Source organism: Arthrobacter sp. PvP103, from assembly GCF_017833075.1.
Lineage (GTDB): Bacteria > Actinomycetota > Actinomycetes > Actinomycetales > Micrococcaceae > Arthrobacter.
The window spans coordinates 1429470-1441760 of record NZ_JAFIBQ010000001.1; the positions used below are offsets into that span (position 1 = coordinate 1429470).

The window sequence follows — 12291 nt, forward strand, 5'->3', positions numbered from 1 at the left end:
TCTTTCCAATGTCTTGTGTTGCTGCGGTATTTGGGGAGGGTGCTGCGGCCCCGCTGCTGGAGCCTGGGTGATTCAGCTCGCGGTGGACTGCGCCGCCGCAAGCTGATCGTCAAGATTGAAGACTTCTTCGAGGACCTGGAACCCTTCATCGGGTGCCCGGTCCGGGTTTTCCGGGTTGTCAAAAAGCGAGGCCATTTCCGTCTGCCACCGGGCGTTGACTTCGGTAAGCGCCATCCGCGCCCTGACGGCGTCGAAGTCGTCGCATTCCACGTAGCCCACCAGCAGGCCGTCCGCGCTCAGGAAGAGCGAGTAGTTGTGCCAGCCTGCATCCTTCAGCGCACGGAGCATCTCCGGCCAGACGGCGGCGTGCCGGCGCCTGTACTCATCGATCAGTCCGGGCTGGACTGAGGAGCGAAAACACACCCTCATCTGCGACTCTCCTGAATTTCCGATTCTTTGAATCGTTTCATTGTTACGATTCAAAGTACTCTTGAAGTCGAGCAGGTGTCAAGCAATTGTCAGTGGATGGAAAGCCCTTTTTCCGACCGTATGCCGTTTCGCTAGTCAGGGAACGCGGACCGGGCAAGGACAATTGGGCCGGGGGCGTGATCCCGGCGGTTGCACACGCCGCCCCGCAAGAGAGAGCTTGGAGAAACATGTCACGGTCAGCCAGCATCAAGGATGTTGCGAACCATGCCCGCGTAGCGGTGGGAACGGTGTCCAACGTCCTGAATTACCCGGACCGGGTTTCACAGCGGACCAAGGACCGCGTTCTGCAGGCGATCGACGAGCTTGGCTTCGTCCGCAACGACGCAGCCCGGCAGCTCCGGGCCGGACACAGCCGCACCATCGGCCTGATTGTGCTGGATGTGGGCAACCCCTTCTTCACGTCCGTGGTCCGGGCCGCCGAGGACGCCGCCGCCCTGCAGGGAAGCGCCGTCCTGCTCGGGGACAGCGGGCACGATGCCGGCCGGGAGTCGAACTACATCGACCTCTTCCAGGAGCAGAGGGTGCAGGGCCTGCTGATCTCGCCCGTGGGTGACGTCACTGAGCGCCTCGACCAGCTGCGTGAGCGCGGCGTCCCCACCGTTCTGGTGGACCGGCTGGCCGATGAGACGAAGTACAGCTCAGTTTCCGTTGACGACGACGCCGGCGGTTACCTCGCCGCACGGCACCTGCTGGACATCGGCCGCCGTCGGCTGGCTTTCGTGGGAGGCCCGACGTCGATACGCCAGGTGGCGGACCGCCTCCAGGGGGCGCAACGCGCCGTCGCCGAAGTTCCGGACGCTTCACTTGAAATTCTGGATTCGGCCGGACAGACCGTCCTGGCGGGCCGGGGAGTGGGCGACCAGCTGGTGCGCCGCAGCTCCGGCGAACTGCCGGACGGCGTGTTCTGCGCCAACGACCTGCTCGCCCTCGGCGTAATGCAGTCCCTCACCATGCTGCACACACTGCGGATCCCGGAAGACATCGCCCTGATCGGCTATGACGACATCGACTTCGCCGTGTCAGCCGTGGTGCCGCTGTCCTCGATCCGCCAGCCAACGGAAGCGCTCGGCCGGACCGCCATCGAGCTGCTGGCCGAGGAAGTGGACGCCATGGGGCCCGCCTCGGTGCGGCCCCACCACCGCGCCGTGATCTTCACTCCCGAACTGGTGGTGCGGCAAAGCACCGCGGGCGCCGCCACCCCGGCCTAGACGCACTGGGAGCTTGCTCAGACCCGCCCGGCGATCACTAGGGAGCTTTCCCCTAAATGGAGTGGACGCCCGCTGCAACATTGCCTGGCGGGACCTTCCCTCGGAGTTCGGTCCGTGGCAGGCGGATTGAAAGCGCAACCGCTGTTACGCGTCCGACAGGGCGCGTGAGCACATGCACGGCAAGCTTATGGCCGAGGCGGACCCGGTTAGGCTGACCGATGAACGGTTTCGGTGGACTCGCGAGAGCACGGCCACCTCTGACCACAGGACGGTGCCGCACGACGGACACTTTTGCGGGCGCAAGGGCTCGGACACGGCTCCCCCAGGGTTAGAGCAAAGACAGGCGTGGCTAGGGCAGCCGGTCGAGCCTTAGGAGTGTCTGCGGGGTGTGCCAGAGGACATTTTTCATCCATTGGCTTCCGAGTCCCCAGGCTTCGAGTACCTGAATTTGGTGGCTGTAGGAGTAAGGAATCGAAGGAAAATCCGTGCCGAAGACAACTTTGTGTGACAGCCCGGCAAGGGTTTCCTGGTATCGGGGCGGGATCGGGGCGACCTGTTCCATGTAGGAGGTCCCGACCATGGTGGTGTCGAGGTAGACGTGAGGATTGTTTGCTGCGAGGTCGGCGTACTCCTGGTACTCCGGCAGGCCTGCGTGCGCGATGATGAGCACCAACGAGGGATACCTTTTGATGAGTTCGCGTATGGGTTCAAGCCCGGTGTACTCTCCAGGGTGCGGACCGTTGCCGCAGTGAATGACGACCGGTGTAGCGGAGTCCTCGATAAGTTCCCATGCGGGTCCAAGCTGAGGGTCCAAGGGCGAGAATCCTCCCACCTGGATGTGTACCTTGAAGATTCGAGCGCCTTGTTTCAAGCTGTGCGCGACGACGGTTTCCACACCTGGCTCTGGGTAGAAAGTGGCAGAGTGGATGGCGTCAGCATGTGCCGAGGCGAATGCTGTTGAGTAGTCGTTGAGCCACTGCGCCATGCCGGGGCGATGCGCATAGTTCAGCGTGGTGAATGCCTTCACTCCCATATCTCGCAGCGTTCGCACCCGTTCCTCTTCGGAGTCCCGGTAGGTGATGGGCCAGGCGGGAGCACCGCTGTCCGCGACGCGGTCAAAGAACATCCACACCTTCTCCAGCACCCTGAAAGGCATGAAATGCACATGCAGATCAATAATTCCCGGCAAGCCCAGTGAGTCGAGGTACGGGCGGACCTCCGCGTCTGAACGCGGTACAGGTGCTATATCCAAGACGAACCTCCTGCGTTCCACATCGATCAGTACCAGAGCGTTGTACACCCGATGAAGCTCGCCAGGGCGAGAGGCCTTCTGCGCAGGCATGACGGACCGGTTGCCCTGCTAAGCATATATATAGGGAGCCACTGCTATCGCTCGGCGCAATCCTCTGCGATCTCGTCAACCAGCCCAACTTCCGCGGACCAGTTCATCGTGAACGTAGCCCTTCTTCGTCACCCGAGAGACGAATCCCGCCCCGCCACCGTTAGGCGGCAGATGTCAGCGAATGAGGTTCAGCGCCGCGTTGACGATGGATGCTTCGTCGATGCCGTGGATCCGGTAGGCGTCCTGCAGATCAGAGGACTGACCGAAGTCCTTTACTCCCAGGGAGACTGTGCGGTCGCCGCGGGCCCCGGCCAGGAAGGACAAGGTGTGGGGGTGTCCGTCCTGGACCGTGACGAGGGGCGCGGGGGCGTGTCGTGGAAAGAGTCCGTCGATGATGTCGAATCCGATCGCCTTGGTTCCTTGGCTTAGCGAGTTGCGGCGCTGGAGGGATTCAAAGACCAAGTCAGGGCTGGTGAGGCAGACTACGCCGGCCGTAATGCCAAGTGCCTTCAGCCGTGCGGCCGAGGCAATGACTTCGGGCATCATTGCCCCGACGCCGACCAGAGTGACCCTGTCCTCGACCGGGTCGTGGTCGCTCAGCCGGTATCCGCCGGCCACCGCGTGCCTACGGCGTCGCTCCAGCAGCACCGCGTCGGTCGGCATGGCAGCCAGGGCTTGGTCCAGTGGACGGGTGGTGAGCCGGAAGTAGGCCGAGCGTCCTCCGGGAATGCCGATCCGGCTCATGGCTTCCAGCATGCACCATTCCAGATCCTGAGCGAAGGCTGGCTCCCAGGCCGTGCACTCCGGCTGTTCCAAGCCGATGGACGGAGTGGTGAGGGACTGGTGCGCGCCGCCCTCCGGTGCCAGAGTCACCCCTGACGGCGTCCCGATCAGGATGGACTGGCCCCCGGCGTACATGCCAAAGGACCACGGCTCGAGGGCGCGGGCAACGAACGGATCATAGATGGTGGCGATAGGAATCAACGGCTGGCCCCAGCGGCTCCAGGTCGTTCCGAGTTCGGAGACCAGGCCCACGAGGTTGGTTTCGGCGATGCCGAGTTCGATGTGCTGGCCGTGGGAGTTTTCAATCCAGCGGAGGACCCGTTCGAAGTCGTCCGCGAACCAGTCCTGGCGTTCACCGACGGACCAGACACCGGTTTTGTTAATCCAGCCGCCGAGATTGGTGGAGGAGGCAACGTCGGGGCTGCAGGTGACTACACGGTGGGCCACCTCAGGCGCTGCCCGTTTCAGGTCGGACAGGAACCGTCCCAGTGCGGCTTGGGTGGAAATTCTGTCGCCGTAGCCCCATGGCAGGGAGGCCGGGATCTGGAGGGACGGGGCCATCGCGGGCTGCCGCCGCTTGAGCCGGAGGGATGTCCGGGCGCAGGCCCGTTCTTCGACGGTGCCCGGCTGAAATTTTCGCCATGGATCGTCAAGGTCCATCCCGGAGGTCTTGGCCAGTGTTTCCATCTGATCTTTGGACAGGAGCGCCGAGTGATTGTTCGGATGTCCTTCCGTGGCAAGTCCACGGCCCTTGATCGTGTAGGCGAAGATGACGGTGGGCCGGGTGGGATCGACTTGTTTGTAAGTGTCGAGCAGCAGTCCGATGTCGTGTCCGCCGAGATCACGTACTGCCACAGCCTGTTCTGTGGCGGTGAGCGAACTGAGCAGGGTTTCCATGGCGGGGGTCGAACCGCTGGCGCGCAGGCGGTCGAAGATCTCCAAGTCGGGAGAGCGGAGCAGTCGCTGGTATTCCTCGTTGGGCATGGTCTCCAGCCGGCGGTGTAGATCCGTACCGCCGGGACGGGTGAAGAGTTCCTGAACCCGGGTTCCCCACTTCCGGGTTAGGACCTGCCAGCCAGCGGCTTCAAACATGCCCTGCAGGCGCATCATCTGCGAGTCAGGTACGACCCGGTCCAATGACTGCCGGTTCAAATCAACGATCCAGAGCAATTCGCCGAGCTGCGCCACGGTCGGGTCGGCGACAGCTTCCCAGATGGCGCCTTCGTCCAGTTCGGCGTCGCCCAGAAGTCCGATAAATCGACCGGATTTGCGGGATTCAGCGTACCTATCGCTGACGAAGCGGTGTGACATGGCAGCCCAAATGGTGGCCGTGGCCCCGATACCCACACTCCCGGTGGAAAAGTCCACCGTGTCAGGGTCCTTTGACCGGCTGGGGTAACTCTGCAGGCCGCCCTTCTGTCGAAGCGTGCCGAGTTTGTTTTCGTCCAAGTCGCCCAGGAGGTAGTTGATGGCATGCAGGACCGGCGAGGCGTGGGGCTTGACTGACACACGGTCCGCCTCGGTCAGCTCGGAGAACCAGAGGGAGGTCATGATTTCCACCATGGAGGCGCTGGAGGACTGATGTCCGCCGACCTTGATGCCGCTGGTGTTGGGTCGTCCGCGGTTGGCGGCATCCACGATTGCGGCGGCGGTCCAGCGCACCCGCTGGGCAATACTCTCCAGAACTGCTGTCCCGGACCCTGCATTCCCAAGGCCCGCCGTGCCCGGGTACACGGGATTGGTCTGAAATTCTTCCACCCTCATGATGGTCTCCTATACAAGTATGCGTTCGGCGCTGAGTGCTGTTCTGCTGTGGATATCCGGGAGAGCCCCCTTGTGTGGGCTTTCCCGGATGACGTTCCATCAGAGGGTAACTAAGAAGAACTTCTCAAAGTCTACTATTTATTGCTCTAAATGAGAAGATCTTCGCATTGAGTTTGTGGGGTACTTTGGAGGCGTGCCCACGTCTAACAGATCCCCCCGTGCCGACTCGGTGAATACCCGGCAGAAGCTCATGGATGCCCTGGGCCGCCTGCTGGAACACCGGGGGCTGGATGTCACCCTGCCCGGAATAGCACGGGAAGCCGGGGTCTCCAGCGCTACCGCCTACCGGCATTTTGGGGATGTCGAAGAATTGCGGGCGGAGTTCTACAACCGGATCTTCGATCGGGTTATCAGCGCGATTGAGAAACTGACGGCGCAATACACCGGCTTGGATCTCTTCCATCGGGTCTGCCAGATTTGGGTTGAACTGGAGCTGCCCTGGGCCAGAGCGGCGACGTATATCCGCAGTGCCGAAGGAATTCTGGAGCGGGTCCAGCGCGGCGACGCCCTGAGCTCCTCGTATCACCGGCTCGTGACGGGGGTACTCGATCAGCTCATTGCGGCTGGCGTGATCCCGGCACAGGACATCGACTATGCCGCCTTGCTATGGCTGACCATCTTCGATGAGCGGGTGTTCGTCGACCTGCACACAGCCAAGCAGATGGAATCCTACGAAATCAGCCACCGTTTGGGCATGTCACTGCTAGCCGTCCTCAAGCAGGGCACCAACACCTAACGCCCCCCGTGAGGTGACCCGGCGAACGAGGGCACCGAGGGCCTGGGTGTTCGGTTAGCTGACTGCGAGCTCCCCCAACTTCGACCAGCCGTCCACCTTGACGTTGACTATGTCCGGCGTCGCAGAAAGATATTTAGGAAGCTTCTCGGTAGCTTCCCTGAAGTGGTCCGACTGCACGTGAGCTGCGCCAGACTCATCATCGCGGAACGCCTCAATCAAGACGTAGGTGCTCGGTTCTTCGATGGAGCGGGACCACTCGAAGAACAGGCAGCCCTCCTCTGCGTTGGTTGCATTGGTGAAGTCCTTCGAGATCTCGGGCCATGCGTCGGCATGAGCAGGCATGACGGGGAATTTTGCGGTGATAAAGATCAATTTCTTTCCTTTGATAGGCCAGCTCCGAAGGACAGCGTCCGACTGGAGGGATAGTGGTCAGGCTGTTTCGACTGGACGTTTCTGCTCATCGATCGCAGGTGCGGCGAGGGGGTTGCTGATGAGGGCTTGTACACGGTCGCCCAGAAACGCCGAGACCCACCCCAGTCCGGCGCCGATGATGAGGGCAGTGATGGTTGGCCAAAAAGACAGTTGAGTTCCGAAGAACACGGCCGTCCCGGCAAAGGCTCCTGGGATGAAGGAGAGCGGCGCCCAGCCCGCTTGCAGGCACATGGCCAAGGCTGCAACCGCAACTCCAACGGCAAGTACGCCTGGAAAATCCGCCACGGTGGTCAGCAGCGCCACGAGCCAGCCATAGACGACTCCTGAAAGGTTGGCCGCAAGACCCTTTCTGAATCCAAGTGCCCCTCCTCCTGCGGCGAAAAAGCATGCCCATGCCACGAACGCAACCCACGTGATGAGGCCAAGTTCCACGCTTACCTGCGTCCAGATTCCGGCAAGTACGCCGACGGATAAACCCACGCCTATGTAAGGTTTCATGTCGATTCTCTCCATTTTGTTGATGCGTCGAGTCTGTTCATGCGTCGAGCCCCCCGGTTTGTTCGTCAGGGCACGAGGATTGCCCGGCCACGAACTTTGCCCGCGTCGAGGTCGCTGATCGCCTGCTGGAAGTCGTCGAGGGCGTATTTCTGGGTATGAAGGGTGACGGCACCCCGTGCCGCCAAGGCCATCAGGTCCTGAAGGTCGTTGTAGGAGCCGACGAGGTTGCCGATAATGTTGATCTCGGCTGAGACGATGTCAATGGTAGGTATGTCGATGTTCTCGCCATAGCCCACCACAAAGTAATCCCCCGCCCGGCGCAGCATGGCGACGCCTTGGGCAGTCGCGCCGCCTTCGCCAACGAAGTCGATGAGTGCCTCCGCTCCATGACCACCGGTGAGGGCAAGGACCTGCTCGACCTGTGACCCGTCAGCCAGCACGCCCTCATGTGCACCGATCTTCTTGGCCAGGTCCAAGGCGGCAGGGTTACGGTCAACAACGATGATGCGGGCCGGTGTTAGCGCTGTGAGGACTTGGATTCCGATATGGCCGAGCCCTCCGGCGCCGATGACAACGCATGTGTCCCTAGCGGTCAGCCGCTTGGCCGCCTTAGCGGCCGCGTGATAGGCGGTAAGGCCGGCGTCGGCCAGGGCGGCCACGTCGGCGGGTTCCAGGGAGTCGTCGATTTTGACGACGGAGCGGGCGGATGTCAGGAGGTATTCGGCGTATCCGCCGCTGGTGTCGATGCCAGGGAACTTGCTCTGCTCGCAGTGCACGTCGTCCCCGGAACGGCAGGCACGGCACAGACCGCACGTGATGAGTGGGTGCAGGATGACTTTGTCACCTTCCTTCACATTGGTAACGGCGCTACCGACTGCGTGCACCCATCCCGCGTTCTCGTGGCCGATGGTGTACGGCAGGTGTACCTGCGATTTTTCCGCCCACTGGCCCTCGAGAATGTGGAGGTCCGTGCGGCAAACCCCGGCTCCCCCGATTCTGACGACGACATCCAAGGGGCCCGTGACTTCCGGGACCGGCACTTCTGCCATTTTCAGGCCCTCGTGGTAGCCGACGACCTGGACGGCTCGCATGGTGCTCATGGGTGAATCTCCTTGACTATTAGCGGAAGTAGTTCGTGGTGGTCTGCGGCCTCAGCGCCCTCGGGCCGCGCGCTCTGGTCTGCGCCGGATCCCTCATAGCGAGTGCGCAGCAGACCTCGGCAGAAATGCGCGTTTCCGTCAATGGAAATGCGAGTCGAGCGGGCCCGGCGCAGTGCCATCGGAACGGCATCAGGAGGATAAGGGTGCCCTTCGTGGTTAACCAGGACAATGGAATCCCCCGCCTCGGGCAAGCCAAGCGCTGACCGTCGGCGCATCAGCGCTTCCTTGTTCCTTCCAGCCGGAAGGTCCCAGAGACGAATTGTTCCCATCTCCGTTTCCACGAGACTTGGGTTGGCACGCAGGAGATCAGTGAGACATCGCTCCATTGCAGCGGTGTGAGCCTTGCGACGGAACGTCCACCGCAGCTCGTCCAGACTGTCCTCAGCCTCGTGGGGGAACGTGCCGCGGTACCCTGCGTCCGCGGCCAGCCCGGCATTGATGACGTCGGAGTCGTGGTGATCGTCCAGCTCGACGACCACCTGCGTCACGGTCGGCAGCGCCGAGATCACGTCCTTGCTGTCGGACGCCATCAGGTAGGCGAAATTGGGCGAGCAGAAGGAGGTGGGCAGGCGCAGGTGAACTTCCGCCCGCGCACCACCGACACCGGCCTGGACCTTGAGGGAACGAACGAAGCCAAGATCAGTGATCGGTTCGTCCAGTTCCGGGTCGAACACCGAGGCCAAGGCGCGGCGGATGTCCTCCTCGGTCACGTCCCAGCGGGTTTGAGCTGCAGGATCGAGGTGCAGAGCTGTCATCGGACGCCTGCCAGGTCGGCTCGTTCGGGCTGTCGGGGTCCTGTCTTTGTCTCGTCCGCATCGGGAAGCCGAAGCTCTGCAGGCACCGGGATGTCGTACATCTTCGCAGCGTTGAGTCCCAGGATCTTCTTCTTCTGGGCAGTGGTTAGCGGGGCGTATTCGGTCATGTCTTCCGGGATCTGGAAGTCAACGAACCGCTCAATTAGCCAGCGGGGTGTCCAGATGGCGTAGTCACTGGAGAACTGGATCCGGTCCTCTCCGATCCAATAGATGAGCTCGCCGATGATCTGGGCGAAGTACCGCGGCCGCGTGTGCATGAAGGGCATCGCGACGGCCAGGCCGCCATGAACATTGGGCTCCTGGGTGGCGATCCAGCAAAAGTCTTCCAACCGGGGCAGACCGACATGCTCGACCACGAAGTTTAGATCGTTGAAGTCTGAGGCGGCGTGGTCGACGTCGGCGACGTCAAAAGCGTCCCGGTCCAGCGGGCGGACGGTAGGACCCTTGTGGATGTGGATGTTCTTGATGCCGAGTTTGCGGCACTCCTCGAAATACCGGTAGGACCAGGGGTCCGAGAGCTTGTACCCACGGGATTCACCGTGCCACTCGGCGGTGTAGAGCTTCACCCCTTTGAAGCCCATCTTTTCGTGATCGGCCCGCAGCCGGTCAAGGCCTGCCTCACCATCGCGGGGGTCATAACAATGGTTGTACGTGAGCTTGCCCGGATTCGCCGCGGCAAGTCCGTACGCCTCCTCCACCTGTGCGAATCCGTTTTTGTAGAACGCGCCGAGATAGGCCGGCTGAAAGATCGCGTGGTCGACGTAGCCGTCCTCGAACAGATCCTTCATGAGGCGTTCGCCGCCCTGGTAAAGGAATTCCTCGTAGGACCACTGTTCCGCGTCGGGAGAGAGGTTGCGGTGGTAGTCGTAGAAGCAATCGATGAACTGCTTACCAGGGATATTCCGCTGGTTTTCCGGGCGGGCGTCCCACAATGCGATGTGGGCGTCGACAATGAAGTAGTTTTCGCCGTCTTTGCTGTACATGTCCGGTCTCCTTCTGGCGACTGCCGTAGTCGCGACATCATCGAGACTAGGCGGGTGGAACAGCTGTCAACATGTGGCGCGTGTCTCAATTTGAGACTCCCGCCACGCGGGGGACGCGTGATTAGCAGTATTCTCGAATGACTGAACCAAGGAGGACGGCAATGGCGCCGAACCACGACGAAAGACTCGCCGCGATTGCCGGTGAGTCGAAGACTGGCCAGATCGTCACTGCCGCCAAGCGCCTCCTCGCGTCCTGGCAGCGCAGTGAGGAGTACGGTGTTTCGGCAGAAACCGCAACGCCGACATGGGCGGGTTCGATAGAGAGTGACTCGCTTTTCTTCCGATGCGGCAAGGAGGTGCTGATCGCGCTGCACAGGACTTTGGCGAACGAGCCCCTCAGCCTCATGCTCACCGACGCGGACGGTCTCGTCCTCAACCGCCTCAGCGGTGACACATCGCTCCTTCGGGCGTTGGACAAGGTGTATCTGGCGCCGGGCTTCGCGTTCTCAGAGCGGGACGCCGGAACGAACGGCCTGGGACTTGCCTTAGCCGACCGTACGCCCACGCTCGTGCGGGCCGAGGAACACTACAGTGCCAGCTTGCGCTCCTACACCTGCGCCGCCGTTCCCGTTTTCGATCCCGTCACGGGCTGTCTCGAAGGCAGTGTTAACATCACCACGTGGTCGAAATCCTCACCGGAACTGCTGCTGGCTTTGGTGCAATCTGCGGCGAGCAACACGTCCACGCTGATGCTCGCCCGGTCCAACGGACGGACGGAAAAACCTGCGCCAAAAGGCGGCGTCTTCCGAGTGCAGCGTGGCCGCTTTGAACCCGGATCGGGGACGATGCGGGCCATGTCGGCCCGGTGGACGGAAGCACTCGACCACGCAACCCGGGCGCTGACGGCCGGCCGAGTGGTCGCGGCCGTCGGGGAGCCCGGTACGGGGCGTGCCACCCTGCTGGGCCAGGCCATTCGCCAAGCCCACCCACGCAGCCGCATACTCTGCGCTGCCGCGCCCGCCCCCGAAGACGTCGATGCCTGGCTCTCTCTTTGGACGCCAGAATTGGCCAAACCCGAAACCGCTGTCATCGTAGAGAACGTCGACTCCCTTCCCGCGTGGGCGGCTCAGTCGCTGCAGGACCGTGCAGCCGAAGCGCTGCGGTCAGTGCCCGTCTCCCCGACCGGCGGTCCGCCGCGCATCACGTGGGCTCTCACTGCGGAAGACCTCGCCGTCGTCCCACAGCCGCTTTCCGCCATTGTCGACACGGTCGTACCGATTCCGTCACTGCGCGAGCGCACAGACGACGTGTTGCCGCTGGCCCGTTACGCTGCCCGGCAGACCCGGCTGCGCAATGTCGACTTCACGGCGGCAGCGGAGCGGGTCTTGACCGGTTATGACTGGCCAGGCAACATCGATGAGCTCTTCCGCCTGATTCACGCTGCGGCCCTGCGAACCGAGACAATCGAAGTCCACCACCTGCCCGCTGCCCTTGTCGGAACACCCGGCCCCCACCTCACCCGAATCGAATCCGTCGAACGCGACGAGATCATCAGGTGCCTCTCACGTCCTGGCACGACCGTCGCCGCCGCGGCGGCCGAATTGGGCCTGAGCCGGGCGACAATCTACCGCCGCATGGCAAGGCTCGGAATAACTATGCCCAGGTGACCCTGTCGTGAATGGTTGCAATCTCCAGAAGCGAATCGTGAGCGCCCGGTACTCGAAGTAGCCGACAACCTGGCGGTCGGTTGCCTGGACCCGCAGAACCTGCCGGGGATTGCGCGTAACCTCAAGCGCGAAGGCGCCGAAGCCATTGTTCTTTCCGCCTGCGTCCAGATGCCTTCACTTCCCGCGGTCCAGGCCGTTGAAGATGAACTCGGCCTGCCCGTCATCACCGCCGCGACGGCCACGACGTATGAAATCCTAAAAGCGCTCGGGCACACTCCGGCCATTACCGGCGCCGGCAGCCTCCTCTCGGGAGCGCGCGCCCTGACCGGCGCGAGCATCTAAGCGAACCTTGCC

The 12291-nt window shown here is 62.4% G+C and carries 12 protein-coding genes; 4 read left to right on the forward strand and 8 right to left on the reverse strand.

Going from position 1 to position 12291, the window contains the following annotated elements:
• Positions 1–72: 72 nt before the first annotated feature.
• The gene (locus JOE41_RS06620) at positions 73–429 is read right to left on the reverse strand and encodes an L-rhamnose mutarotase (protein ID WP_209751591.1); all 357 of its coding nucleotides are present in this window, start codon (positions 427–429) and stop codon (positions 73–75) included.
• A gap of 227 nt (positions 430–656) precedes the next feature.
• Here JOE41_RS06620 and JOE41_RS06625 point away from each other — a divergent pair, with 227 nt between their 5' ends.
• Entirely contained in the window at positions 657–1697 is a 1041-nt protein-coding gene (locus tag JOE41_RS06625; RefSeq protein WP_011693134.1) for a LacI family DNA-binding transcriptional regulator, read from the forward strand.
• Positions 1698–2046: 349 nt separating this feature from the next.
• Here the strand turns inward: JOE41_RS06625 and JOE41_RS06630 are convergent, their stop codons facing one another.
• Together JOE41_RS06630 and JOE41_RS06635 are read right to left on the reverse strand one after the other, a co-directional pair.
• Positions 2047–2997, reverse strand: a complete 951-nt coding sequence (locus JOE41_RS06630) for an amidohydrolase family protein (protein ID WP_307800669.1) — start codon at positions 2995–2997, stop codon at positions 2047–2049.
• Between the two features lie 216 nt (positions 2998–3213).
• Positions 3214–5586 (reverse strand): pyruvate dehydrogenase, encoded by a 2373-nt coding sequence (locus tag JOE41_RS06635; protein ID WP_209751595.1) that lies wholly within the window; start codon positions 5584–5586, stop codon positions 3214–3216.
• A 250-nt stretch (positions 5587–5836) separates the two neighbouring features.
• On the opposite strand from JOE41_RS06635, the gene JOE41_RS06640 reads away from it, so the two are divergent.
• Positions 5837–6382, forward strand: coding sequence for a TetR/AcrR family transcriptional regulator (locus JOE41_RS06640; protein ID WP_209751596.1), 546 nt, complete (start codon positions 5837–5839; stop codon positions 6380–6382).
• A 54-nt stretch (positions 6383–6436) separates the two neighbouring features.
• On the opposite strand, the gene JOE41_RS06645 is transcribed toward JOE41_RS06640, so the two are convergent.
• The 5 genes from JOE41_RS06645 to JOE41_RS06665 are packed head-to-tail and all read right to left on the reverse strand — an operon-like array spanning position 6437 to position 10270.
• Complete coding sequence (locus JOE41_RS06645) at positions 6437–6754, reverse strand: putative quinol monooxygenase (RefSeq protein WP_209751598.1); 318 nt, start codon at positions 6752–6754, stop codon at positions 6437–6439.
• 57 nt (positions 6755–6811) lie between these two features.
• Positions 6812–7327, reverse strand: coding sequence for a DUF1097 domain-containing protein (locus tag JOE41_RS06650; RefSeq protein WP_209751600.1), 516 nt, complete (start codon positions 7325–7327; stop codon positions 6812–6814).
• Positions 7328–7377: 50 nt separating this feature from the next.
• Positions 7378–8412: an NAD(P)-dependent alcohol dehydrogenase gene (locus tag JOE41_RS06655; protein WP_209751602.1), complete on the reverse strand. Its 1035-nt coding sequence runs from the start codon at positions 8410–8412 to the stop codon at positions 7378–7380.
• Positions 8409–9227: an iron-sulfur cluster assembly protein gene (locus JOE41_RS06660; protein ID WP_209751604.1), complete on the reverse strand. Its 819-nt coding sequence runs from the start codon at positions 9225–9227 to the stop codon at positions 8409–8411. The genes JOE41_RS06655 and JOE41_RS06660 overlap by 4 nt, the downstream gene beginning before the upstream one ends.
• Positions 9224–10270, reverse strand: a complete 1047-nt coding sequence (locus tag JOE41_RS06665) for an amidohydrolase family protein (protein ID WP_209751606.1) — start codon at positions 10268–10270, stop codon at positions 9224–9226. The genes JOE41_RS06660 and JOE41_RS06665 overlap by 4 nt, the downstream gene beginning before the upstream one ends.
• 161 nt (positions 10271–10431) lie before the next feature.
• Here JOE41_RS06665 and JOE41_RS06670 point away from each other — a divergent pair, with 161 nt between their 5' ends.
• Together JOE41_RS06670 and JOE41_RS06675 are read left to right on the forward strand one after the other, a co-directional pair.
• Entirely contained in the window at positions 10432–11937 is a 1506-nt protein-coding gene (locus JOE41_RS06670) for a helix-turn-helix domain-containing protein (protein ID WP_209751608.1), read from the forward strand.
• A 15-nt stretch (positions 11938–11952) separates the two neighbouring features.
• Positions 11953–12279: a hypothetical protein gene (locus JOE41_RS06675; protein WP_245200651.1), complete on the forward strand. Its 327-nt coding sequence runs from the start codon at positions 11953–11955 to the stop codon at positions 12277–12279.
• The last annotated feature ends 12 nt before the right edge of the window (positions 12280–12291 follow it).